The organism is Roseateles sp., assembly GCF_036486225.1.
In the GTDB taxonomy this organism is placed as follows: Bacteria; Pseudomonadota; Gammaproteobacteria; order Burkholderiales; family Burkholderiaceae_C; genus Roseateles.
The window spans coordinates 1-22,737 of sequence record NZ_DASVNZ010000022.1 but is presented as its reverse complement, the minus strand read 5'-3'; the positions used below and the strand labels follow the sequence as shown (position 1 = coordinate 22,737).

Below are 22,737 nucleotides of genomic sequence, written 5' to 3'. Positions count from 1 at the left end.
CGCGCGAGCTCGCGCGGCATGCCTGCCTGTTCATCCGCGAGAGCGATGAGACCTTCGGGACCTGGCACTTCCAGCAAGGGGCGCGCAAGGAGACGGTGAAGGTGCGTGGGCCGCTCGCGGCCAACGATGGGGAGAGCGTGCTCGCGTGGGGGCTCGATGGACACGGGGTGCTGATGCGCTCGTTCTGGGAAGCGGCGCCGATGCTGCGATCGGGGCGGCTGCGGCCGGTGCTCGCGGACTGGTCGATGCCACCGGCGGACATCCACCTGATCTATCCGCCGCGCGCGCAGCTGTCGGCGAAGACGCGCGCCCTTGTCGACTTCCTGCTCGAGCGTTTCGAGCCTCAGCGCGAAGGCGACGACGGTGGGTGGTGATCCACGGCCGCTGGCCCTCACCCCCGCCCTCTCCCGCAAGCGGGAGAGGGAGTGAGAATGCACCGAGCTGATCGGAGCGCGCTTCACTTTTTACTCCCTCTCCCGCTTGCGGGAGAGGGCAGGGGTGAGGGACAGCGGCGGTGGAAGTGCAGAGGCTCTCTTGTCGATGAAGAGGGCATTTCGTCCTAGGACGTTTTGTCCTTGGACAGCTTGTCCTAGGACGATCTGTCCCTTCCGCGATCGGTCCGCTTTCGGAACACTGCGCAGCCATGGACACCCTGATCCTGGCGCGCATGCAGTTCGCGCTCAACATCACCTTCCACATCCTCTTCCCGACGATCACGATCGCGCTGGGCTGGGTCGTGCTCTTCATGCTCTGGCGCTGGCGGCGCACCGGCGAGTCCGCGTGGCTCTCGGCCTACCAGTTCTGGACCAAGGTCTTCGCGCTGAGCTTCGCGCTCGGCGTCGTCAGCGGCGTGACCATGAGCTTCCAGTTCGGCACCAACTGGCCGGGCTTCATGGAGCGCGCCGGCAACATCGCCGGACCACTGCTCGGCTACGAGGTGCTCACCGCCTTCTTCCTCGAGGCGGGTTTCCTCGGGATCATGCTGTTCGGGCGCGACCGCGTCAGCCCGCGCGTGCACTTCATCGCGACGGCGACGGTGGCCTTCGGCACGACGCTCAGCGCGTTCTGGATCCTCAGCCTCAACTCGTGGATGCAGACGCCGACCGGCTACGAGATCCGCGACGGCGTCATGCACGCCGTCGACTGGTGGGCGATCGTCTTCAACCCCTCGTTCCCGTACCGGCTGGCCCACAAGCTGCTCGCGTCGGGGCTCACGGTGGCCTTCCTGCTGGCCGGCGTCAGCGCGTGGCAGATGCTCAAGGGCAGCGAGTCGACGCAGACGCGCCGGGTGCTGCGCCTTGGCCTGACGCTGGGCGCGGTGCTGATCCCGCTGCAGATCGTCGCGGGCGACCTGCACGGGCTCAACACGCTGAAGCATCAGCCGGCCAAGATCGCCGCCATGGAAGGCGTCTGGACCACCGAGCGCGGCGCGCCGCTGCTGCTGTTCGCGCTGCCCGACGAGCAGGCGAAGGAGAACCGCCTCGCCATCGGCGTACCGCGCCTGGCGAGCCTCATCCTCAGACACGACGTCGACGGCGAGATCCGCGGTCTCAACGAATTCGAAGGCGCGCATCCGCCGGTGCGGCCGCTGTTCTTCGGCTTCCGCGTGATGGTCGGCGTGGGCCTGCTGATGCTCGTCTTCGCCTGGGGCGGGTGGTGGCTGTTCCGGCGCTCGGGCTGGTTGCGGCTGCCTCGTCCGTGGCTGTGGGGGCTCTCCTTCATGAGCTTCTCCGGCTGGGTCGCGACGGTGGCCGGCTGGTACGTCACCGAGATCGGCCGGCAGCCCTTCATCGTCTACGGCGTGCTGCGGACGCAGGAGGTCGCGGCGAACAACCCGGGGACTCTGGTCGCCGCCTCGCTGGCCGGCTACGCGACGGTCTACCTCGCGCTGCTCATCGCCTACATCGCCGCGATCAAGCGGATGGCCGAGAAGGCCGGCGCCACCGTCGACCCCGCGTCGGCAGGCACAGCAGCAGCAGCAGCAGCAGCAGCAGCGGCACCCGTGCCACCCGGACCACGCCCCATCGCCGCGCCGGTCATCTCCAGGAGCTTCACATGAGCGCGCTGCCGGTGATCTTCATGGCCCTGATGGGTCTGTCGCTGCTGATCTACGTCGTGCTGGACGGTTACGACCTCGGCGTCGGGATGCTGTCCGCCACGGCGGAGGAGGCCGACCGCGACCGCATGGTCGCGGCCATCGGGCCGTTCTGGGACGCCAACGAGACCTGGCTGGTGCTGGCCGTCGGCCTGCTGCTGATCGCCTTCCCGAAGGCGCAGGGCGTGGTGCTCACGGCGCTCTACGTGCCGGTGGTGCTGATGCTGCTCGGGCTGATCCTGCGCGGCGCGGCCTTCGACTTCCGCGCCAAGGGCGATCCGGCCCACAAGCGGTGGTGGGATACCGCCTTCGCGGGCGGGTCCGCGCTGGCCTCGCTGACGCAGGGGTGGATGCTGGGTCGCTACGTGACCGGCTTCGAGGACAGCGCCGCGGCGCAGGTCTTTGCCGCAGGCATCGCGATCGCGCTGACGGCCTGTTATGCGCTGCTGGGCGCCGGCTGGCTGCTCATCAAGACGGAAGGCGACCTGCAGCGCCGCGCCGTCGGTTGGGCCAGGCGTGCGTGGCCGGCGGTCGTGGCGGGACTGCTGGTCGTGTCGATTGCGTCGCCGTGGCTGAGCCCGACCGTGAAGGCGCGCTGGTTCGACATGCCGGGCCTGATCGCGCTGGCGCCGCTGCCGCTGATGGCGCTGTTGGCCATGGCGGCGCTGCGCGCGATGCTCAACTCGCACCGCGTCCTCGGCAAGCTGAGCTGGGCGCCGTTCGCGCTGACGGTGGTTGTGCTGACCTTGAGTTTCTTCGGACTCTCCTACAGCCTCTATCCCTTCGTCGTCATCGACCGGATCACGATCTGGGACGCTGCGGCCGCGAACGAGTCGCTGAGCTTCCTGCTGGTTGGCGCGGTGCTGACGATGCCGGTGATCCTCGCCTACTCGCTGTTCTCCTATCGCGTGTTCCGCGGCAAGGTCCGCGCCCTGGCCTATTGACTGCGACCGCCAAGCGCGGGCTCTCCGCACTTCAGAGGGCCGCCCCCTGCTGCGCGGAGAGCCCGCGCTTGGCGACGGAAGTCCAGGAGATGGCAACATGCCGCCTTCCGCTGAGAAGCGAGCCTGCCAAGAACTCCATGGACCTCCCGTCATTACTTTCCCTGGCCGAGCTGGCCTGGCCGGTGCTGTTGAAGGGCACCGGCTACACGCTGCTGTTCGCGGTGATGGCGATGATTTTCGGCCTGCCGCTGGCGGCCGTGATCACGCTGGTGCGGGTGCTCAAGCTGCCGGTGCTGGACCGTGTGATGGCGGTCTACGTGAGCGCGATGCGCGGCACGCCGCTGCTGGTGCAGGTGTTCATCGTCTATTACGGGCTGCCGAGCATCGGCATCGAGTTCTCCCCGCTGGTGGCGGGCGTGCTGACGCTGACGCTGAACGTCGCCGCCTACATGAGCGAGACCTTGCGCGGCTCGATCGCCGCGGTGGCGCAGGGGCAGTGGCTGGCGGGCACCTCGCTGGGGCTGAGCCGGCCCCAGACGCTGCGTTTCGTGGTCGGACCGCAGGCGCTGCGCGCCGCCGTGCCCAGCCTGTCCAACAGCCTCATCTCGCTGATCAAGGACACCTCGCTGGTGTCGGTGATCGCGGTGACCGAGCTGATGCTCGCCACCAAGGAGGTCATCTCCACCACCTTCCAGCCGTTCCCGCTCTACGTGGCCGCGGCGCTGATCTACTGGGTGCTGAGCTTCGCCTTCGAGCAGGTGCAGAAATGGATGGAGAAGCGGCTCGCCTATCCGCATTGAACCGATCAAGCCGCACTGAGCCCGCCCGTACTGCCTTTCCTGCACTGATGACCTCTTCCGCCGCCGTTTCCCCCTCGCTCCTGTCCGTTCATCTGCGACTCGTCGGCATGGCCGTGCTCTGGGGCGCTTCCTGGCCCATGGGCCGCGTGCTCGCCCAGACGATGCCGCCGCTGGCGGCCGCGGCGTGCCGATTCCTCTTCGCGGGCGCGATCCTGATGTTGTGGCTCGCGAGGACGGGCCGGCTGGCCGCCTTGCGCGACTGGGGCGCCAGGCGCTGGGCGGGCATGGCGCTGGCCGCCAGCTTCGGCGTCTTCGGTTATGCGACCTTCTTCATGAGCGGGCTGCAGCATGTGCCCGCCGGCAAGGGCGCGCTGGTGATCACGCTGAATCCGGTGATCACGCTGCTGCTGGCGGCGTGGATCTTCCACGAGCGCCTGAACAAGCGGATCGGGCTGGGCATGGCGATGGCCGCGGTCGGCGCCGCCATCGTGATCACGAAGGGCGAGCCCTGGCACGTGCTCGACGGCCGCGTCGGGATCGGCGAAGTGCTGCTGCTGGGATGTGTGGCCTGCTGGGTCGCCTACACGCTGATCGGGCGCAAGGTGATGGCCGGCGTGGACGCGCTGACGACCACGGCCGTCACCGCGGCGATCGGCGCGTTGATGCTGCTGGCGCTGACGCTGGTCGTCGATGGGACGGCAGGCGTGGCCGGGGTGCTCGCCGCGCCGCGCCATGCGTGGCTGTGCATGGCCGGGATCGTCGTCGGATCCACGGCGCTGGCCTACGCGTGGTACTTCGACGGCGTGAAGGCACTGGGTGCCGGCGCGGCGGCCGGCTACATCACCCTGGTGCCGGTGTTCGGCGTGGTGTTCGCCGCGCTGGGGCTCGGCGAGGTCATCGACGCGTCGCTGCTCGTCGGCGGCACGATGGCCATCGCGGGCACGGCGCTGATGAACCTCGGCCGGCGCTGAGGCTTACTTCCGGCCCGCGCCTACCAACACGACGCCGCCGACCGCGATGGCCGCGATGCCGGCCCACAGCGGCACGTTGACGCGCTTGGTCTCCTCGACCTTCAGTTCGATCGGGCCGACCTTGGCGGCGGTGTTTTCCTTGGTGTACGAGAACCCGCCGTAGACCAGGCCCAGCACGCCCGCCACGATCAGGATCACCGCGATCAATCGAATGCCACCCATGACGTCCTCCAGTGTTTGCGATGTGATGTTGAGATGAAACGTGAGATGAAACGCCCCGGCCGTCGCCTCGCATGTCGTACGGCGTCGGGTGGCTCATTGAAGCGCTTCGCTTGGCGCACGCGCGTAGGACGCCGCCGCGTCCGGATGTCGGCCTTCGTAGGTGGCGGTGATCAGGCGCTGCTCGCTGGCGCGTGACACCGCCTGCGTGCGGCTGGAGGCGCGCAGCTTGTCGAGGATCGCGCTCACGTGGGTCTTCACCGTCGTGACGGAGATGGCCAGCTCGCGGGCGATGCCCTTGTTGCTCATGCCCGCCGCGATCAGATGGAGGACGGCTGTCTCACGCGCCGTGAGCGGCGTGCGGGTCATGCCGTCCGCCAGTTGATGGACGACCGACGGGGACAGGTGCCTTGATCCTTGCGCGACGGCCGTGGCTGCTTGCCGCAGCTCGGCGACGCCGCATCCCGGCGCCAGCAGTCCGCCCACGCCGGCGCGGAGCGCGACGCGGATCTCCCGCTCGCCTTCGACGGACAGGAGGATGAGCAGCCGCGCGCCAGGCTGCGCGAACTGCTCCTTGGCCCGATGGATCCAGGCCAGGCCCTGGCGGTAGTCGGCGACCACCAGGCGCGCGCTCAGACCGAGCTCCGCCGTGCTCCGGCGCGGGTCCCGCCGCAGGCAGGGCAGGCCGCCGAGCAGGGCGCGGATACCGGCTTCGACGATCGGATCGTGGTGCAGCACCAGGAGATCGAGGTCGAGGCTGGCGTTCATGGTTTCTGCATCCGCCTTTCGGCCGGTGGTTGGTCAGCCACCGACTCTATCGACCGTCGCCTCCGCCACGCGGCCGCGATTGTGAAGCCGCCGTCCATGCCGCATGCCGCCTGGGTACGCAATCGCGGGCGGCCGGACTGATTGTGAATCTGGCCTTCAGAGCGCAACGCCGCCCCGTCGATTCACCGCGACCTGCTGCGTCCCTACGCTTCGTCCGTCGTTCATTCCCAAGGAAACCCCATGTCCGTCGTCAATCTCCCTCCCGTGAATACCGGCAGCCCGTTCTCTTCGATGAAGGGCCACCATGTCGCCGTCCGCGTGCCCAGCTTCGAAGCGGCGATCGCCTGGTACACGCAGAAGCTGGACTTCCGCGTCGTGCATCAATGGCCGTACGCGGACCAGAAGCTGGCCTACCTCGCCCCGGCCGCCGACAACGAGTTCTTCATCGAGATCTTGGGCGACGGCAGCCCGCCGCCGATTCCCAAGCCGGTCTACACGGACCTCGGGGACAGCCTTCGCCTGGCCGGATACCACCACTTCTGCATCAACGTGGACGACATGAACCGCACGGTGGAGGAACTGCGCCGGCGCGGCGTGCAGATCGTGACCGAACCCTTCGAGCTGCCGGTGATCGGCCGCAGGCTGGCCTTCATCGCAGACCCGTTCGGCAACCTGATCGAGCTGGCGCAGGTCGTCGCCTGAGGCGGCCTGTCCTCGAACGCACCTCACGAATCCACGGAACGTCATCATGACCAAGACACTTCTCACCATCGCGGCCGGGCCCGGCATGAGCCTGTCCACGGCGCGCCGCTTCGCGGCCGATGGGTACCGCGTGGTCCTCGCGGCACGGGACCCCCAGGCCTTGCGCGAGCGGCTCGCGGCCACCGGACCCGTGGACTTCGAGTTCGACACGGTCGATGCTTCGAACCCGCAGGACGTGGCCGCGCTGGTGGCCCGGCACGCCGGTCAGCTCACGGCGCTGCACTACAACGCGGGCGTGCTGCATTACGACGCGGGCGGTAGTCTGCAAGCGCGTCGACTGCAGGACGAGACCGTGTCGTCGCTGATCTCGGACCTCCACGCCAACGTGACCGGCGCGCTGGCGGCGATCGGTCCCGCCGCGGAGGCCATCGAGAAGAACGGCGGCGGCAGCATCCTGCTGACGGGCGGCGGCTTCGGCATCGAGCCCACGCCGGACTTCCTGTCGCTCAGCGTGGGCAAGGCCGCGCTGCGGGCCGCTGCGAAGGCGCTGTTCGAGCCGATGAAGGCCCGCGGCGTCCACATCGCCATGGTGTCGGTGAGCACGCTGGTGAGCCCCGATTCACGGCAGGCGGAGGACGTCGCCCGGGCGTTCTGGCACCTGCACGCGCAGCCGCGCGAGGCCTGGACCTGGGAGACGGTCTACGCCGGCTGATCTGCCGCCGGCGCTGCTGTCCAGTCGATGCCCTGCAGGAACTGGATGAGCGCGCGCAGCTTGCCGGGCATCTGGCCGCGATTGGGGTAGTAGAGGTAGAAGGTCTCGGTGGGCTGCGTGTAGGCCTGCAGCAGCGGCACGACCTGGCCCGCGCGGAGCGCAGGCGCGGCGAACTGTTCGAAGACGATGGCGAGGCCCTCGCCGAGGGCCGCCGATTCGAGCGTGCAGCGCATTTCGCTGAACACCAGCCGGCCTTGCACCTCGATGGTCGAGGGCTCGTCGCCGGAGACGAAACGCCAGGCCAGGAACTGGCCGCGATTGCCGATGCGCTGGCGGATGCAGTCGTGCTGGAGGAGATCCTCCGGCGTCGACGGCTTGCCGCGCGCCTTCAGGTAGTCCGGCGAGCCCACCACGATCAGGCGCTGCAGCGGGCCGATGGGCACGCCGATCATGTCCTTCTGCAGCGCGTGACCCAGACGGATGCCGGCGTCGAAACCGCCGGCGACGATGTCGCTCAGGCCGTTGTCGACCACCATGTCCAGCGTCACCTCCGGGTAGCGCTGGAGGAATTCCCGCAGATGCGGCTGCAGCAGGGCGGCGTGCGCCACGTAGGAGGTGTTGATGCGCAGCTGGCCGTGCGGTTGGCCGGAGACATCGCCGACCTCCTGCACGGAGCGCCGGATCTGATCGAGCGCCGGGCCCAGCGTGCCCAGCAGCTGAACGCCGGCCTCGGTCAGGGCGACGCTGCGCGTGGTCCGGTTGAACAGGCGGATGTCCAGGGACGCCTCGAGCTGCCGGATCGTGCGGGAGATGGCGGTGGTGGTGACCGCCATCTCGGTGGCGGCCCGGGTGAAGTTCATGTGCCGGGCCACGCACTCGAAGGCGATCAGCGCGGGCAGGCTGATCGCGGGACGTGGCGCCGCGGCGGGACCGGCTGGTGGCGTCATGGGGGGCGAGTATGCCCGCCGCGGCGGGCGAGAATGCGCCGATGCGCGTCCTTCGAGTCCTCGCCGTCACACGGCGTCATCCGTCCGCGATCCTGCTGATCGTGCAACTGCTCGGGCTGGTGCTGTACCCTCTGCTGGAAGGGAGCCGGTCGGCGCCGCTGGCGCTGGGCGCCTTCGGGATCGTGGTGCTGATCTTCACCACGCGCATGGTGCGCAGCACGCCGGGGTTGACCTGGCTGAGCGTGACGATCGCGCTGCCCGCCATCGCGCTCCTGCTGCTGCAGGCGTTCTGGCACATGGAGCAGCTGCTGCCGTGGTCGTCGGCGCTGGAGGCGTTGTTCTACTTCTATGCCGCCGGCAGCCTGATCTCCTACATGATGAGCGACTGGCACGCGACGACGGACGAGCTGTACGCCGCCGGCGCGACCTTCACGCTGCTGGCGTGGGGATTCGCGCATGTGTTCGTGGTGGTGCAGGCGATGCATCCGGGGAGCTTCGCGGCGGCGGTGGATCCGCAGTCGCCGCGGACGTGGACGGAGCTGATGTTCCTCAGCTTCGCGCTGCTGTCGAGCACCGGCATCGGCGATGTGATCCCGGTGAAGCCGCTGGCAAGGGCGATGACGACGATCGAGATGTTCGTCGGAGTGATGTATCTCGCGGCGGTCGTGTCGCGCTTGATCGGGCTGACACTGATCCAGCATCGGAAGTTGTCGGATCTGGATTGAGGTCCAGCGGCGGTGGCAGTGCGATGACGCATTCTTGCGATCGGTCAATCCGATCGCCGCACCTGTGCACGCAGCGCGCGCCGCGGCGATGCCACCTCCTATCGTCGCCGCCTTTCACAACGATCGGGAGGCGGCGATGCCGATGGAACTCTTCAACGGCGGCGGCCATCGCTGCCTGATGTTCAGCGACTTCGGGCATGAGGACGGCGTGCAGGCCAACCAGTTCCTGATCGTCGACGGCAACACCGGCGCGGTGATCGATCCGGGCGGCAACCTGGCCTACAACGACCTGTACCTCGGCATGACGAGCTGCTTCCCGCCGCACCGGCTGTCGGCGATCCTGGCCTCGCACGCGGATCCGGACATCATCGCGTCGCTGGACCGGTGGATGACGGCGACGGCGGCGCCGGTCTACATCTCGACGATCTGGGAACGCTTCGTCCCGCACTTCTGCAAACCGGGCAAGACGGCGGGCCGCGTGATCGGCATCCCGGACCGTGGCACGCGCATCGCCGTCGGCGCCAGCGAGCTGGTCGCGCTGCCGGCGCACTTCATGCACTCGGAAGGCAACTTCCAGTTCTGGGACGCGACCAGCGGCATCCTGTTCTCGGGTGATCTGGGCGTGTCGATCGGCGTCGATCCCGCGCAGCCGATCGCGGAGCTCGCGCCGCACATCGCGTCGATGGCGGCCTTCCATCGGCGCTACATGGTCAGCGGCAAGGTGCTCAAGCTGTGGGCGGAGATGGTGCGGCCGCTGCCCATCCGCATGATCGTGCCGCAGCACGGCGCGCCGCTGGTCGGCGACGCGGTGCGGCAGTTCATCGATTGGGTGGGAACGATCAGCTGCGGGATCGATCTGGTCACGCAGCGGGACTATGCGATGCCGTGAGCGCGATGCCGCTGGCGCGTCAGTGCTTCGTCGGCGGGTCGTCCCGCTTCAGCAGCTTGTCCACGCCAGTCGTGTCGACCACGCGGATGGTCAGGTCCTTGGCCCAGTTGAGGCCCTTCTTCGCGACATCCACCGCCTGGTTGGCCGCGTCCGCCGTGGTGTTGCGGACCTGCTCGGCGGAGGGCAGCTGCTGCTGCGTCCAGTCCGCCGTCTTGCGCGCGGCGTCCCAGGCCTGCGTCGCGGCGGTGGCCGTGGTGATGCGGACCTGGTCGGCGCTCGGCAGTCGTTGCTGCGTCCAGTCCGCCGTGTCGACCAGCACCGTGCGCACCTGTCCGGCCGCGGCGCCCGCCAGCGTGACGGTCTGGTTCCAGCGCTTGGAGAGCTCGCCCGGCGGCGCGGTCCCGAGCAGCCGCACGACGGTGTCCAGCGAGGCGGTCTCCTCGGGCGTCAGCGGACCGCCGGCCTCGAGCATGCCGCGCATGAAGACACCGAGGTCCTTGGCGATCGTGGCGTGGTTGCAGTCCGGGTTCAGATGGAGGAAGCCGGCGCCTTCGATCGCCATGGCCTCGAGGTCGCTGCCGCCCAGCCGCGCCTCGACGGCGGCGACGGACTGCTCGACGAAGGCGCGGTTCAAGCCCCAGTCGGCTATCAGGTGGTCGATCAGGTACTGGCGTTCGGCAGGTTCGACTTCGCCGTCGACCGCGGCCAGGCGCAGCGAGAGCGGCGCGATCAGGTCGAACAGCGCCAGGCCCAGCGTGTCCAGCGGCGTGTTGAGGTACTTGGGAATCTCGATGACGCGTTCGCCTTTGGTCGAGCTCAACAGCCGGTACATGCCATAGCAGGCGCCGCCGGAAGCGAGGGCGGCAAAGGCGACCCAGCCGATCGGCGTGGCGGAGGCGCCGAGCAGCGACGCGACCATGCCCGTCTTCGCAACCGCCGCGCCCGCACCCGCGGCGCCGAGCACGTCCCAGACCTCGCGGCCGCGGTTGATCATGCGCAGCGAGGCGTAGGCGGCCTCGCCGATGGCGAGCCTGGCCTTGAAGCGCAAGGGATCGGCGACGACCTGGTCGACGCCTTTCAACTCGGGCGGGGGCAGCAGCAAAGGCGCGGGGGCAGGCATGAGGAGGAACTCCAGTCGGATAGGAGGAGTCTAGCGAAGTGGCATGACCTCCTTCCGACGGAGCTCCTCGGGGCCCGCATTGGCCCGCATTGGCCCGGATGAGCCCTCACGGGCTCACCGACTCACTTCTTCACGTAGGCGTCGATCGCCTTCCTCGCCAGGAAGGACTGGTCGCTGAACAGCCCGTCCATGCCGAGCTTCAGGAAGGCCTCGATCTGGCCGGCGAGGTTGCCGATCGCCGTCGGATCGGCGCTGCTGTCGAAGTCGTCGGGCAGGAAGACGTTCTCCGCGCGGAAGGTCCAGCCGTGCACGATCAGGCCGGCGGCGTGCGCGTCCTTCACCAGCGTGGTCGGCGTGCCCAGGCGACCCGCGACCAGCGGGATCATCAGGTTGGTGTTGGCGCCGATTCCCTGCGCATAGCTGGAGATCTCGGCTAGGCCCGCCGGCTTGACGAGGTCGGCATAGGTGCGTGTGTCGCCGCTCGCCGTGAAGTCGTACGGCTGGCCCGATCCGTTGATCAGCTGCACCAGCGGCACGCGCGTCATGCGGTTCAGCTTGCGCAGGTTGCCGACCTCGAAGGACTGGATGAACACCGCCGAGTCCGGGCTGCGGTAGCCGTACTTGTTGAGCGTGCGCACCAGCGGTTCTTCGAGCGGCTTGCCGATGCCGGCGAAGTAGGTCGGGTGCTTGGTCTCGGGGTACACGCCGATCGGCTTGACCTTGGCGCCGTGGTGACCGTGACCCCGGCCGTCCTTGCCGGCCTTCTCGGCTTCTTCCCTGCGGCGCTCGTTGGCCTGCGCGACCAGTTGCAGCACCTCCTCGAAGGTGGGCACCTCGAACATGTCGTTGAAGCGCGTGTTGGCCGGGCGGATCTGCGGGATGCGCTCGCGGGCGCGCAAGGTCTTGAGCTCGGCCAGCGTGAAGTCCTCGGTGAACCAGCCGGTGATCGCGACGCCGTCGATGGACTTGGTCGCCTTGCGGGCCGCGAACTCGGGACGTTCGGCGACATCGGTCGTCGCTTCGCGCACCGATCCGTCAGGATTCAGGATCGCGATGGCGTTCTCGTGGCGCGCGACCAGCACGCCGTCCTTGGTCAGCACGAGGTCGGGCTCGACGTAGTCGGCGCCTTGCTCGATCGCCAGCCAGTAGGCGGCGAGCGTGTGCTCGGGCACGTAGCCGCTGGCGCCGCGATGCGCGATCAGCAGCGGCTCCTTGGCACGCGGCGGTTGTTGGCCGCCGTGGGCGCAGGCGGCGGTCACCAGCGAGGCGGCGGTGACGGTGGCGAGGACAGCAGTGCGTAGCAGCTTCATCGGAGGTCTCCTTCGGGTGGAATCGACGTTCGACGCGTCGTCACCGTTGCGTACTGGCGCATGTTGGTGTGCGGTGACGATCGCGTTGGAAAAACGTGAGGCCAGATGGCGCCCGAAGGGTAGGGCCCGGCGGATGAAGTTTTGATGATGACCTTGAGGGGGGCAGGTCCCCTGAAACAGGTCTTACATCCCGCCGGCCAGCGGCAGTACCTCGTCGCCCTCGGCGGCGCGGCAGTCGGCGGGCAGCGGCTCCCAGCCCCGGCGGACGACGATCGTGGAGCCGGTGGCGCAGAACTCGACGCGCTGCGCGTCGGGCACGAGCCGATGTGCGAAGGCTTCGAGCGCCGCCGGCGTGGAGACCTTCAGGCGCATCGCGTAGAGATCGTCGATCGGGTGATCGTCGCTGTGGATCAGCGGCACGAACTGGGCCGCGAACATGACGGCGTGCGACGGCACGACGACCGGCGCAGGGTCGTAGCCCAGGTCCTTCAGCCAGCGCTGTGCCTGCTGGCGCGCCGGGGTCTCGCCTGCATCGTTGCCATCGCGCGGCGCCCAGGCGAAGCCCATGAGTTCCGCCACCCATTGGTTGCAGTTCTGATAACGCGTGCTGAAGGCGTAGGCGCTGGCGCTGTAGCGTGGCGACAGCAGCGCGAGCGCGCGCCGGTTGTCCAGCGCGGCGGCGGCCAGGCGGGCGCCCTCGCGCTCGGGCCAGGTGACGATCGACAGGCGGATCGGCTCGGTGCGCCCGGCGCTGAGCAGGAAGCCGGCGAGGCCCTGGTCGTAGAGCTTCGCTTTCGATTCGTCGCAGGCGTAGTAGAGCTGCCGCACCGACCACGGGCTGTTGCGGCTGTCCTTCAGCGCGATGCCGCTGTGGGAGTAGCGCAGGTCGAAGCGGCTCAGGTCGGTGCCGGAGCGCGAGACGAGCGCGGCGGAGGCGCCGCTCGCTTCCAGCGCGCGGCGCGCGATCGCGACGACCTGGAGCTGGCGGTCCTGTTCGGTGGCGCTGACTTCGTTGCCGCGGTCGCAGAAGGTGGCGGCCTGGGCGGTCGATGCCACGCCGAGCGCCACAAGCGCCGCGAATGGCGTGAGCGCCTTCGACGCCGCAAGGGCCCGCGTGCGGGGCCCGATCGAGATCACAGCGTCACAGGATGCGATTCGAGTTCGCGATGCCAGTCGTCGTGCAGCGCGAGCAGGAAGGCCTGCTTGTTCTCGGCACGGGCGAACTCGTAGCCGTAGTCGCGCTTCTGCGCCAGCACGTGATCGCCGACGCGCAGCGGCTGGCCGGCGATGGCCTGCTTGGGCACGTAGAGGAAGAACTCGGTGCCGCCTTCGGCGCGAACCGGCTGCAGGCGCAGGCGCTGCGTGTCGGCGCGGCCGGCGGCGTCCTCGACGGCGAGGACCTTGTACTCGCCCTCGGCGACCTTGCGGTCCTTGCTGGAGCTGTCGCTGGACTGGCCGATCGAGTCGGACAGCTGGCGCGAGGACACCGAGCCGGCGCTCGAGGCCGAGGTGGCGATGCTCTCGGCCTGCGCGGGCAGGGCGGCGACGCCCATCAGCGCGGTGATCGCTGCGGCGGTGGAAACTAAGGACAAGCGGGAAGAACTGTGGCGCATAAAACCGTCCATGGGCTGGTCAGTCCTGCCGCGGAACAGCGGCCGGACGGCGCAAGCATAGGGGATGCGGTGCGCCGGACTGGTTACCGAGCGCATTCTTTGCGGCAGACGAAGGTGCGATCAAGAGTTGGGGTCGGCGCATGTCTGGAAGACTGCTTGCACACCCTCAAGCTGGCGATCCATGGACGCCTTGTCCGTTTGATCTTTGAGTTTGTAGTCGGCGCCCACGCGACGAGTCAATTGTTGTGAGAGAAGCTCTCCAAGAATCCTCGACCGCTTCATGAGCTCCTGGCCGCAATCGGGGTTGGGTGCCTGCAGGCGCCCAATCAACTGAGCATGCGTTCCGCCTTTCGGGCTGTGTCGACTCTTGTGCGGGAGGAGACCTTCCCAACGTGTACAGCGATGATACGAAGCGTAATAGGCACGCGAGATCACGGATCGGCGCCTGGCGTCGGTGACCGCACCTGCGGCTTGTTCTTCGGCGTCCCGCCTGATGTGTTTGGCAGTGGTTTGCATGGCGCGCTCACTCCCCATCGTCGTCGTCGTCGTCGTCGTCGTCGTCGAACGTCGAGACTGCGCGAGGCGGCCAGTCGGCCGGATTCCATGGGTGAATGGAACAGATATCGACCCCGAATCCGGCGCTGCGGATGTTGGAGTCGATGACAAGATGCATGAGTTCTTTGGTGAGGCAGTAAGCACGGTAGCCATCGACGTCGGCCCAGATCGTCACGGTGACGTACTGGAAGCAGCATTCATCCTGCCAGAGACGAACCCCCGCAGGACCTCGGCAAAGCTGGACGGAATTCGAGGAGAGGACGGCCAGCGCCAGGCGCACCCTCATGTAGGCATCCACGCACCGCGACTCGTGCTGCTCGAACATGCGCCGGAACGTCTCTGGAAGGCTTTGCCAATCCACCGCCTCGCGGCTGGTCGCATGCAGCGCGCTGAGGTTGTAGACGTGGATCTTCTCGGGGTAGCGCAAGAGATAGACCAGAGCGTCGACGCCGTCCTCCCGTAGGCCCGGCGGAACCTCGGGCAGCGCATCGATCGCCGCAGTCTCCGTCATCAAAACTTCCTTCAACACCGCACTCATCTCGCTCATCCTTTCAAGCTGCAAAGTCATCGCCAATGACCAGCAGTTTCGACAGGCGGCGCGATGAAATCACTCCCTCGGAAGAGCGCTTCGATGGGGGATACACCTCTGAGTAGGTCATTCCCCCGACGAATGCAGATTGTTGGGATTGGTGGCGGAGGGCTCAGTTCAGTTGAGCTCCCCTGCCGGCACCTCCGGCAGCACGAGGCTCGACGGCCTCAGCGGCCCGGCGTAGATCGTCGTCACGTTGCCGTTGGCCTGCTGCTGCAGCGGCGTCGGCCAGATGCCCTGCGTCTGGTTGCTCGCGCTGACTGCGATGCGCAGCCGGTGCCCCGCGCGGACCAATGCCGCGACCGGGAAGACCTCGACCGGCACCAGCATCGGCTCGTCGGCCACCACCGGCAGCGCCGCGCCCGCCGTGAACGGATGCCACGGCTGGATCATCGTGCCGTTGACGAAGCGCGACCGGCTGGTGTCCACCGCGCGGTGCGCCGCCGACATCAGCCCGTGCGTCAGCGGCTTGACCGCGCCGGTGGATGGATCCACGTCGTCGATCCGCACCGACAGCGCCGCCTGCGACCGCGAGGCCGAGATCCACAGATCCGCCTGGACCGGTCCGTTCAGGTAGAGGTCCTGCGCCAGCGGCGCGGTCTCGTAGACGGCCGCGCCCTGCAGCGATTCCACCCGCGCACTGTCCGAGTAGCACGGCTTGGGCAGCAGCCCCGCCAGGCCGAGCGTCCATTGCACCTGGCTCGCCGAGCAGTCGCTGTGATCGCGGATCTGCACGCTCGCGGTGAAGATCGTGCCCAGCACCGTGCCGCGCGTGGCCGTCGGCGCCGGCGGCTCGGAGACCGTCCGGCCGGACGCGGCCGTCGGGATGCCCGACGCCAGGCTGCCGTCCGGCTGCAGGTACCAACGCTGCGGCGTCATCTTCGGATGCGGCCAGTCGCTCGCCGTCGCGAAACGCGGCGTGCCGCCACTGCCGTAGCCGTCGACGAACTGGGTCACCGTCGGCAGCGCGTCGGCCCGGGCCGGGCGCCCCTGCAGGTACTGGTCGAACCACTGCAGCAGCAGCGAGGTCGTGCTCGGCGGACCGTACGACGGCGCGCCGCCGAAGCCGCTGATCCCCCCTTGCACCGACTGCAGGTGCGAGCCCGGCAGGATCGCGAGCTTGGTCGTCGCGTTGCGCTTGATCTGCTCGTACAACAGCGGCTGGTCGCGCTGGAAGATGTCCAGCGACGCGCCGACGATGAAGGTCGGCACGCGGATCCGTCCGGCGCTCTCCACCGGCGAGCGCCCGGCCCAGAACGAGCCGTCGTCGGTCGCGATGCCGCTCGCGTTGCCGACGAAGCCGTCGAAGGTCGGCGCGTACCAGGTGTCGATCGCCGCGACGTGATCGCCGGTCGCCGCGTTGATCTGGCTCGCGTACCAGGGATTGAGCAGCAGCTCGGGTGCGTTGGCCACGCTCAGCGACTGCGTCAGCGGCAGCCAGGTACTCAGGAACTGCGCGTTGAACAGCCCGCCCGTGGCCGCGACGCCGCGGTAGGCATCGCCCATGGGCACCGTCGCGAACGCGGCCTTGATCGCCGGATGCTGCTGCCCCGCCGTCAGCAGCGAGCTGATGCCGAGGTAGGACGTGCCCGCCACGCCGATGCTGCCGTTGAAGAACGACTGCCGCGTCACCCACTCGACCGCCTCGCGATAGGCCTGCTGCTCGTCGGGGCCGATCAGCTGCGTGACGCCGCCGCTCATGCCGGTGCCGTGCGCGTCGATCGCGACCGTCACGTAGCCGCGCCGCACCATGAACTGGTCCAGCCCGCCGATCAGCAGCGTGTTGCCGCCGGCCGGCGTGAACACGCCGAGGAACTGCCCGACGTCGATCCGGTAGGCGGTCTGCGTCAGGACGACGGGATAACGCCCGGATTTGGGGAAGCCCAGGAAGTCTGCCGGCATCGAGACCAGCACCGCCAGCTGCTTGCCGGACGAAAGCCGGATGAACTGCAGCGGCAGCGTGACCGCGCGGGCATGGTCGGGGCCGCGCGCGTAGGCCGCGGCCGGCCAGGTGACGCCCGCGTTGGCGGTGACGGCGGGATTGGGCGCGGCGAGCGTGCCGCGCGTGCCCAGGGTCGTCGTCTGCGCGACCGCACCGAGCGCCGTGCCGGCGGCGAGCGCCACGATCAATTCGCGGCATCGCGCACGGCACTGCGCACGCCAGGGGCGGACCGAGCCGCGCTGCGTCGGGAAGGCCAGGGTCATGTCTTGTCTCCAGGTCCCGAGGGTCGGGCGGTCGCTGAGCGACTCTGTGGGGCATGAGGGGGCGACTATGCCAAAAGCGCGCAGGATGTCACGCCCCCAGGACCCGGCGATGTCGGGTTCCGCGGGCCGGGCGCCGCTGTAGGTCAAGTCCCTACAGCAGCTGCGGGAGGCGACGCTCATCGCGAGTGGGAACCGCTTGATGGTGACGACGGCCCGCGGCGACGACGATGACAGCCATGAACATCGCCGTCATCGAAGACAACGTCCCCGTCCGCCAACTCCTGGTCCGCCGCGCCCAGAGACTCGGCGGCATCACCGTCGTCGCGCAGGCCTCCGGCGAGGACGAGGCCGTCGACGCCGTCATGGCCACCGCGCCCGACGTCGTGCTGCTCGACCTCAACCTGGCGCAGGGCACCGGCCTGTCGGTGCTGTCCCGCCTGCGCGACCAGGACTACGACGGCCGCGTCTTCGTGCTCAGCGCGGAAGACGCCAGCACCCACGCCGCACCGTGCCGCCGCAGCGGCGCGGACGGCTTCTACGACAAGGCCTTCGATTTCGAGCAGCTGCTCGCCGACCTGCATGAGCTGTGCAAGCGGGGAGCCGCCAACGTCCCGTGGAGCGCCGGCCCCCGCGCCGTCGCCAACGGCTGAGTCACCGATCCACGAACCGGCACCCACAGACCGGACCGTCCGCATCCACCGACCTGGGAGGACCTGCCATGAAGCGCTCGATGACACTGCCCCGGCTGCCGCTTCAGCTGCGTTTTCGGCTGCCGACGCTGTCCTGGGCTTCGCGCGGGCCCATGGCCTCCTGGCTGCTGCTCGGCAACCTGCTGATGATCGCGGCGCTGGCCGCGATGACCGCGCTCAGCCTCTGGAACCACCGCGAGACCGAGACGGACCGGGCCCGCGACGTGGTCGAGAACCTCGCGCAGAACATCGCCGTCGAGGTCGGCGCCGAGCTGCGCAACACCGACAACGCGTTGGCCACGATCGCGCTGCGCTACCGCAGCACGCGGCAGTCCCCGGACCAGGCGGCGATGGTCGCGCGCCTGCTCGAGGAACAGCGCGGCCTGCTGCCGCAGGTCGTCGCGCTGCGCGTCGCCGACATCCACGGCACCGTGACGACCGGCCTGATGCCCGGCGAGCGGCCCTTCAACGTTGGCGACCGCGCCTACTTCGCCCAGGCGCGGCAGACGGACACGATGGTCATCTCCGAGCCGCTGAACAGCCGCGCGCAGAATCACTGGTGCATCATCCTGGCCCGCCGCCTGATCGACCACGACGGCAACTTCGACGGCATCGTCTACGCCGTGGTGACCGCCCAGCACTTCGTCGACCGCTTCAGCGGCGTGGCGCTCGGCCCGTCGGGCGCGGTGTCGCTGCGTTCCGACGGCCTGAACCTGGTGGCGCGCTACTCCGCCAGCGAGCCGAGCTCGACCAAGGGTTTCGGCACCAAATCGCTGTCCGAGCAGGCGCTGCGCTCGCTGGCGCAGAACCGCGAGCGTGGCGTCTACATCACTCCCACGGCGCTGGACCGCGTCGAGCGCATCACGGCCTATCGCAAGGTGCCGGGGTATTCGATGACGCTGTTCACCGGCATGAGCAGCAACTACTTCCTGGCCGGCTGGCGCGGTCAGGTCGTGCAGCAGTCGCTGCTGGCGGTGCTGGTCGCGCTGGCCGTGGCCGCCGCGTCGGCGCTGATCCACCGCATCCATCGCCGCGAACGCCGCGCCAAGGACGCGCTGCAGCTGCTGGCGCGGGAACAGGACGCGATGCTGCGCAACGACCTGATCGGCATGGTCCGCATCCGCGACAGCCACGCCCTGTGGGGCAATCCGGCGATGGAGCGCATGTTCGGCTACCAGCCCGGCGGGATGGTCGGCCAGCCGGCGCAGACGCTCTTCCTCAGCCCGCAGGAACATGCCCGCATCCGCGAGGCCAGCCTGGCGACGATGCGTTCGGGCGGCCGCTTCCACACCCAGCTGCGGATGCGCCGCCTGGACGGCACGGAGTTCTGGGTCGACCTGCACGGCACGGTGCTGTCGGAGCACGAATCGATGTGGATGCTGGTCGACATCGACGGCCTCAAGCGCAGCGAGGAGCAGGCGCAGCACCTGGCGCTGCGCGACGTGCTGACCGGCCTGCCCAACCGCCGCCTGTTCCAGGAGAAGGTCGGCGACGCGATCAACGCCGCGCGACGTACCGGCCGCGGCTTCTCGGTCTGCTACCTGGACCTGGACGGCTTCAAGGCCATCAACGACCAGCACGGCCACGAGGCCGGCGACGAGGTCCTGGGCGAGATCTCGCAGCGCCTGCAGGCGCTGGTCCGCAGCAACGACGTCGTCGCGCGCCTGGGCGGCGACGAGTTCGCGATCCTGCTCTCCGGCGTCACCCGGCCGGAAGATGTCGAGCAGACGCTGCAGCGCTGCCTGTTCTCGATCCAGCGTCGCATCACGCTGGACAGCGGCGAGAAGGTGTCGGTCGGCGCCAGCATCGGCGCGGTGATCGGCGGCGGCGGCGACGCCTGCCGCGAGCTGCTGCACGCCGCCGACGAGGCGATGTACGCGGTCAAGCGCACCGGCAAGGGCCAGATCCAGATCGCCGGACACGTGCACTCCGAATGGGCCGTGGCGGCCTGAGCCGGCGCGGGTTTTCTTCCTCACTTCGGGGGAGAGAGACGGGCGAAGAGGGGGCACGCCCCGCTGGAAAGCTCGGCCGTCACGCGCCATCATGGCGGCTCCTGTCGACAAAAGGGGGAGCCGAGATGAACTTCGCAAGTTGGCGTCTGTCCACGCAGTTGACCGTGTCCTTCATGGCGCTGGTGGCGCTGTGCGCGCTGGTCGGTGGCATGGGCCTGCTGCAACTCAACCGCGTGCATGACAGCACGACCGAGATCGCCGAGGATTGGCTGCCGAGCATCCAGAACATGGCGGCGATCCGGGTGAAGGCCAACCAGATCCGGCGCATGGAGCCGGACCACCTGCTGTCCGAGGACCAGCAGGAGATGGCGCAGATCGAGCGCAACATCGCCCACGCCCGCAAGGAGCTGGCGGAGGCGGAGAAGGCCTACCAGCCCTTCATCACCAATGACGAGGAACGCCGGCTCTACGGCGAGGTCGTCGCCGCGCGCGACGCCTACTTCGCGGCGCAGGAGCGGCTGCTGCACCTGTCGCGCAACGACGGCACGGACGCGGAGGCGAAGGCCTTCTTCCGCACCGACTCCCGCAACAGCTTCAACACCTGGGTCAAGGCGATCGAGCGCAGCGCCGACTACAACGCCGCCGGCAGCGAGCAGTCGCGTCTGGACGCGCAGAAGAGCTACGCGGCCGGACACGGCTGGAGCCTGTCGTTGACGGTGGTGTCGGTGGCGGTGGCCGTCGGGCTGGCGTTGCTGCTGCTGGGCCATGTGCGACGCCAGCTCGGCGGCGATCCGGCGGAAGCGGCCCGTCTCGTGCGGCAGGTCGCCGAGGGCGACCTCAGCGGCGAGATCCGTGTGCGGCCCGGCGACGACCGCAGCCTGATCGCGGCGCTCAAGGCGATGCAGATCGGCCTGCGGCAGGTGGTGGGCGGCGTGCGCGAGGGCAGCGAGTCGGTGGCCAGTGCCAGCGGGCAGATCGCGATGGGCAACCACGACCTGAGCCAGCGCACCGAGGAACAGGCCAGCGCGCTGGAGGAGACCGCGGCGACGATGACCGAGCTGGGCGAGACCGTGCTCCAGACCTCCGACAACGCGCAGCAGGCCGACCGGCTGGCGCGTTCCGCCAGCGAGGTGGCGCAGCGCGGCGGCGCGGTGGTGTCGCAGTTCGTCGAGACCATGCGGGGCATCGACGAGAGCAGCCGCCGGATCGCCGACATCATCGGGACCATCGACGGCATCGCGTTCCAGACCAACATCCTGGCGTTGAACGCCGCCGTGGAGGCGGCCCGCGCCGGCGAGCACGGCAAGGGCTTCGCGGTGGTGGCGTCGGAGGTGCGCGCGCTGGCGGGTCGCAGCGCGGAAGCGGCCAAGGAGATCAAATCGCTGATCGCGGCCAGCGTCGAGCGTGTCGAGCAGGGCACGGGGCAGGTCGAGCAGGCCGGGGCGACGATGGCGGAGATCGTCGCGGCGATCGGCCGTGTGACCGATGTCGTCGGCGAGATCAGCAGCGCGACGCGCGAGCAGTCGCAGGGCGTGAACCAGGTCGGCGAGGCGGTCAACCAGATGGACCAGGTGACGCAGCAGAACGCCGCCCTGGTCGAGGAATCCGCCGCCGCCGCGGAAAGCTTGCGTCAGCAGGCGCAGGCGCTGGTCGCGTCGGTCGCGAAGTTCCGCCTCAGCTGATCCTTCTCCCTCTCCCGCTTGCGGGAGAGGGCCGGGGTGAGGGCCAGCGGCCGTTGCAGCGCTCAGACCGGAACAGGGAAGTCGACGTCCGTGTCGTTGACGCGGTTCACGAGGTTCGTGAACCCGATCAGCGAGATCGTCAACAGCGCCTCGACGACCTGCGCCGAGGTCCAGCCGGCGGCCAGTACCGCCTGCACGCGCTCCGCCGCGACCGTGCCGGTCGTCGACGTCACATGCCGGGCGAAATCGACCAGCGCCTGACGCTTCGCGTCTTCGACGTGGTCTCCGCCGCGCAGCTGACGCAGCTCGTCCGCCTTCAATCCGACCATCTTGCCGATCGCCGAATGCGCGGCCACGCAGTAGTCACAGCCGTTCTGCGCGCTGACCGCGACGCGGATGGCTTCGATCTCGACCTTGGACAGCGTGCCGCGCGACAGGGCGGCGTCGCCTTCCATCGCGACCTTCAGCGCGGCGGGGCTCAGCGCGCCGATCAGCGCGTAGGCGTTGGGCACCTTGCCGGCGCCCTTACGGATGGCTTCGAACAGCGGTTGGGCGGCGGCGGGGGCGTCGGCAATGGCGGGGGCGGTGAGGCGGGACATGGCGTTTCCTTTCGAAGTTGTAGGGCCGTCGTTCCGGATGCTTTTTCAAGGCTTTCTCCGGGGTGGCGGCGCTGCATCGCTGCAGTGACTCCACTGTAGAAATCGGAGGCTCCGGCGCCCATGCCCGTCCGAGCCTGTCTAATGCCCGTTCGTTTCAGACTGGCCGTGTCGACGGTCCAAGAGAGGGAAGAGGCGATGGCGGACGCGAGGGAAGCGAAGGGCGCGAGCGGCACGAACGCAACGAACGCGACGAACGCGACGAACGCGACGAACGGCACGGCGGACGCCAAGGACGGCGCCGGTTGGCTGGACCGGCTGCTGGCGCTGGTCGACGTCGATGGACGGCTCGACATCCGCTGCGACCTGGGCGCGGGATGGTCGCTGGACCAGGCGGCGAAGGTCCCCGAAGCCGCGGACGCCGGCCATCACATCCCCTTCCATGTGCTGCTCGACGGCGAGGCCGTCGTCGACGCCGACGGCCTGCGCGGCACGCCCATGCACGCGGGCGATGTGCTGATGCTCCCCGGCGGCGGCGCGCACCAGCTGCGCGACCGCGATCCGGCCAGCCTCCAGCGCCCCGGCGAAGGCACGCTGCTGTGCGGCCGATTCATCGTCCCGGCCGCGTCGTCCAAGCTGATCCGCGCACTGCTG

The 22,737-nt window shown here is 69.0% G+C and carries 24 protein-coding genes; 13 read left to right on the top strand and 11 right to left on the bottom strand.

The features are described from left to right. The 5 genes from VF536_RS02090 to VF536_RS02070 form a co-directional block, all read left to right on the top strand. Window positions 1-374, top strand: a 374-nt coding sequence (locus VF536_RS02090) for a LysR substrate-binding domain-containing protein (RefSeq protein WP_331613126.1), incomplete at its 5' end; no start/stop codon positions are given. A 269-nt stretch (window positions 375-643) separates the two neighbouring features. After that, entirely contained in the window at window positions 644-2,059 is a 1,416-nt protein-coding gene (locus tag VF536_RS02085) for a cytochrome ubiquinol oxidase subunit I (RefSeq protein ID WP_331613125.1), read from the top strand. Next, window positions 2,056-3,039, top strand: coding sequence for a cytochrome d ubiquinol oxidase subunit II (locus VF536_RS02080; protein WP_331613124.1), 984 nt, complete (start codon window positions 2,056-2,058; stop codon window positions 3,037-3,039). Before VF536_RS02085 ends, VF536_RS02080 begins: the two co-directional genes overlap by 4 nt. Window positions 3,040-3,176: 137 nt before the next feature. Beyond that, window positions 3,177-3,839 carry an amino acid ABC transporter permease gene (locus VF536_RS02075; protein ID WP_331613123.1) on the top strand — a complete coding sequence of 221 codons (663 nt, stop codon included), beginning with the start codon at window positions 3,177-3,179 and terminating at the stop codon, window positions 3,837-3,839. A gap of 47 nt (window positions 3,840-3,886) precedes the next feature. Beyond that, entirely contained in the window at window positions 3,887-4,810 is a 924-nt protein-coding gene (locus tag VF536_RS02070; protein ID WP_331613122.1) for a DMT family transporter, read from the top strand. A gap of 3 nt (window positions 4,811-4,813) precedes the next feature. On the opposite strand, the gene VF536_RS02065 is transcribed toward VF536_RS02070, so the two are convergent. Together VF536_RS02065 and VF536_RS02060 are read right to left on the bottom strand one after the other, a co-directional pair. Then, window positions 4,814-5,032, bottom strand: a complete 219-nt coding sequence (locus tag VF536_RS02065) for a hypothetical protein (protein ID WP_088409127.1) — start codon at window positions 5,030-5,032, stop codon at window positions 4,814-4,816. Window positions 5,033-5,125: 93 nt separating this feature from the next. Next, a complete protein-coding gene (locus VF536_RS02060; protein ID WP_331613121.1) occupies window positions 5,126-5,797 on the bottom strand; it encodes a response regulator transcription factor in 672 nt (223 codons plus the stop codon). 240 nt (window positions 5,798-6,037) lie between these two features. On the opposite strand from VF536_RS02060, the gene VF536_RS02055 reads away from it, so the two are divergent. Together VF536_RS02055 and VF536_RS02050 are read left to right on the top strand one after the other, a co-directional pair. Next, entirely contained in the window at window positions 6,038-6,499 is a 462-nt protein-coding gene (locus VF536_RS02055) for a VOC family protein (RefSeq protein ID WP_331613120.1), read from the top strand. 46 nt (window positions 6,500-6,545) lie between these two features. Next, a complete protein-coding gene (locus tag VF536_RS02050) occupies window positions 6,546-7,211 on the top strand; it encodes an SDR family NAD(P)-dependent oxidoreductase (RefSeq protein WP_331613119.1) in 666 nt (221 codons plus the stop codon). On the opposite strand, the gene VF536_RS02045 is transcribed toward VF536_RS02050, so the two are convergent. Then, window positions 7,199-8,158, bottom strand: coding sequence for a LysR family transcriptional regulator (locus tag VF536_RS02045; protein WP_331613118.1), 960 nt, complete (start codon window positions 8,156-8,158; stop codon window positions 7,199-7,201). The two genes, VF536_RS02050 and VF536_RS02045, sit on opposite strands and share 13 nt — an antisense overlap. A 41-nt stretch (window positions 8,159-8,199) precedes the next feature. On the opposite strand from VF536_RS02045, the gene VF536_RS02040 reads away from it, so the two are divergent. Continuing rightward, window positions 8,200-8,883 carry an ion channel gene (locus tag VF536_RS02040; RefSeq protein WP_331613117.1) on the top strand — a complete coding sequence of 228 codons (684 nt, stop codon included), beginning with the start codon at window positions 8,200-8,202 and terminating at the stop codon, window positions 8,881-8,883. Window positions 8,884-9,019: 136 nt separating this feature from the next. Further along, the gene (locus VF536_RS02035) at window positions 9,020-9,772 is read left to right on the top strand and encodes an MBL fold metallo-hydrolase (protein WP_331613116.1); all 753 of its coding nucleotides are present in this window, start codon (window positions 9,020-9,022) and stop codon (window positions 9,770-9,772) included. Window positions 9,773-9,791: 19 nt separating this feature from the next. Here VF536_RS02035 and VF536_RS02030 read toward each other — a convergent pair whose 3' ends face one another. The 7 genes from VF536_RS02030 to VF536_RS02000 form a co-directional block, all read right to left on the bottom strand. Further along, window positions 9,792-10,892: a hypothetical protein gene (locus tag VF536_RS02030; RefSeq protein ID WP_331613115.1), complete on the bottom strand. Its 1,101-nt coding sequence runs from the start codon at window positions 10,890-10,892 to the stop codon at window positions 9,792-9,794. 122 nt (window positions 10,893-11,014) lie between these two features. After that, complete coding sequence (locus tag VF536_RS02025; RefSeq protein WP_331613114.1) at window positions 11,015-12,202, bottom strand: glycerophosphodiester phosphodiesterase; 1,188 nt, start codon at window positions 12,200-12,202, stop codon at window positions 11,015-11,017. A 183-nt stretch (window positions 12,203-12,385) separates the two neighbouring features. Continuing rightward, entirely contained in the window at window positions 12,386-13,258 is an 873-nt protein-coding gene (locus VF536_RS02020) for a DUF2145 domain-containing protein (protein ID WP_331613113.1), read from the bottom strand. Between the two features lie 77 nt (window positions 13,259-13,335). Further along, window positions 13,336-13,794, bottom strand: coding sequence for a hypothetical protein (locus VF536_RS02015; protein WP_331613112.1), 459 nt, complete (start codon window positions 13,792-13,794; stop codon window positions 13,336-13,338). Window positions 13,795-13,935: 141 nt separating this feature from the next. After that, a complete protein-coding gene (locus tag VF536_RS02010) occupies window positions 13,936-14,331 on the bottom strand; it encodes a hypothetical protein (RefSeq protein ID WP_331613111.1) in 396 nt (131 codons plus the stop codon). A gap of 7 nt (window positions 14,332-14,338) precedes the next feature. Continuing rightward, complete coding sequence (locus tag VF536_RS02005) at window positions 14,339-14,908, bottom strand: hypothetical protein (RefSeq protein ID WP_331613110.1); 570 nt, start codon at window positions 14,906-14,908, stop codon at window positions 14,339-14,341. A gap of 168 nt (window positions 14,909-15,076) precedes the next feature. Beyond that, window positions 15,077-17,164: a CocE/NonD family hydrolase gene (locus tag VF536_RS02000; RefSeq protein WP_331613109.1), complete on the bottom strand. Its 2,088-nt coding sequence runs from the start codon at window positions 17,162-17,164 to the stop codon at window positions 15,077-15,079. 236 nt (window positions 17,165-17,400) lie between these two features. Here VF536_RS02000 and VF536_RS01995 point away from each other — a divergent pair, with 236 nt between their 5' ends. The 3 genes from VF536_RS01995 (at window position 17,401) to VF536_RS01985 (ending at window position 21,487) form a co-directional block, all read left to right on the top strand. Beyond that, a complete protein-coding gene (locus tag VF536_RS01995; RefSeq protein ID WP_331613108.1) occupies window positions 17,401-17,814 on the top strand; it encodes a response regulator transcription factor in 414 nt (137 codons plus the stop codon). Window positions 17,815-17,882: 68 nt separating this feature from the next. Further along, window positions 17,883-19,805 carry a sensor domain-containing diguanylate cyclase gene (locus VF536_RS01990; RefSeq protein WP_331613107.1) on the top strand — a complete coding sequence of 641 codons (1,923 nt, stop codon included), beginning with the start codon at window positions 17,883-17,885 and terminating at the stop codon, window positions 19,803-19,805. 125 nt (window positions 19,806-19,930) lie between these two features. After that, window positions 19,931-21,487, top strand: a complete 1,557-nt coding sequence (locus VF536_RS01985) for a methyl-accepting chemotaxis protein (protein ID WP_331613106.1) — start codon at window positions 19,931-19,933, stop codon at window positions 21,485-21,487. A 62-nt stretch (window positions 21,488-21,549) separates the two neighbouring features. On the opposite strand, the gene VF536_RS01980 is transcribed toward VF536_RS01985, so the two are convergent. After that, complete coding sequence (locus tag VF536_RS01980) at window positions 21,550-22,086, bottom strand: carboxymuconolactone decarboxylase family protein (RefSeq protein WP_331613105.1); 537 nt, start codon at window positions 22,084-22,086, stop codon at window positions 21,550-21,552. 165 nt (window positions 22,087-22,251) lie between these two features. On the opposite strand from VF536_RS01980, the gene VF536_RS01975 reads away from it, so the two are divergent. Beyond that, the coding region (locus VF536_RS01975) for a cupin domain-containing protein (protein ID WP_331613104.1) at window positions 22,252-22,737 on the top strand (486 nt) is incomplete at its 3' end.

Excerpts from the sequence above, each read along its gene's own strand:
- VF536_RS02085 (WP_331613125.1), top strand. The coding sequence starts at position 644 with ATGGACACCCTGATCCTGGCGCGCATGCAGTTCGCGCTCAACATCACC.
- VF536_RS02080 (WP_331613124.1), top strand. The coding sequence starts at position 2,056 with ATGAGCGCGCTGCCGGTGATCTTCATGGCCCTGATGGGTCTGTCGCTG.
- VF536_RS02075 (WP_331613123.1), top strand. The coding sequence starts at position 3,177 with ATGGACCTCCCGTCATTACTTTCCCTGGCCGAGCTGGCCTGGCCGGTG.
- VF536_RS02070 (WP_331613122.1), top strand. The coding sequence starts at position 3,887 with ATGACCTCTTCCGCCGCCGTTTCCCCCTCGCTCCTGTCCGTTCATCTG.
- VF536_RS02065 (WP_088409127.1), bottom strand. The coding sequence starts at position 5,032 with ATGGGTGGCATTCGATTGATCGCGGTGATCCTGATCGTGGCGGGCGTG.
- VF536_RS02060 (WP_331613121.1), bottom strand. The coding sequence starts at position 5,797 with ATGAACGCCAGCCTCGACCTCGATCTCCTGGTGCTGCACCACGATCCG.
- VF536_RS02055 (WP_331613120.1), top strand. The coding sequence starts at position 6,038 with ATGTCCGTCGTCAATCTCCCTCCCGTGAATACCGGCAGCCCGTTCTCT.
- VF536_RS02050 (WP_331613119.1), top strand. The coding sequence starts at position 6,546 with ATGACCAAGACACTTCTCACCATCGCGGCCGGGCCCGGCATGAGCCTG.
- VF536_RS02045 (WP_331613118.1), bottom strand. The coding sequence starts at position 8,158 with ATGACGCCACCAGCCGGTCCCGCCGCGGCGCCACGTCCCGCGATCAGC.
- VF536_RS02040 (WP_331613117.1), top strand. The coding sequence starts at position 8,200 with ATGCGCGTCCTTCGAGTCCTCGCCGTCACACGGCGTCATCCGTCCGCG.
- VF536_RS02035 (WP_331613116.1), top strand. The coding sequence starts at position 9,020 with ATGCCGATGGAACTCTTCAACGGCGGCGGCCATCGCTGCCTGATGTTC.
- VF536_RS02030 (WP_331613115.1), bottom strand. The coding sequence starts at position 10,892 with ATGCCTGCCCCCGCGCCTTTGCTGCTGCCCCCGCCCGAGTTGAAAGGC.
- VF536_RS02025 (WP_331613114.1), bottom strand. The coding sequence starts at position 12,202 with ATGAAGCTGCTACGCACTGCTGTCCTCGCCACCGTCACCGCCGCCTCG.
- VF536_RS02010 (WP_331613111.1), bottom strand. The coding sequence starts at position 14,331 with ATGCAAACCACTGCCAAACACATCAGGCGGGACGCCGAAGAACAAGCC.
- VF536_RS02005 (WP_331613110.1), bottom strand. The coding sequence starts at position 14,908 with ATGAGTGCGGTGTTGAAGGAAGTTTTGATGACGGAGACTGCGGCGATC.
- VF536_RS02000 (WP_331613109.1), bottom strand. The coding sequence starts at position 17,164 with ATGACCCTGGCCTTCCCGACGCAGCGCGGCTCGGTCCGCCCCTGGCGT.
- VF536_RS01995 (WP_331613108.1), top strand. The coding sequence starts at position 17,401 with ATGAACATCGCCGTCATCGAAGACAACGTCCCCGTCCGCCAACTCCTG.
- VF536_RS01990 (WP_331613107.1), top strand. The coding sequence starts at position 17,883 with ATGAAGCGCTCGATGACACTGCCCCGGCTGCCGCTTCAGCTGCGTTTT.
- VF536_RS01985 (WP_331613106.1), top strand. The coding sequence starts at position 19,931 with ATGAACTTCGCAAGTTGGCGTCTGTCCACGCAGTTGACCGTGTCCTTC.
- VF536_RS01980 (WP_331613105.1), bottom strand. The coding sequence starts at position 22,086 with ATGTCCCGCCTCACCGCCCCCGCCATTGCCGACGCCCCCGCCGCCGCC.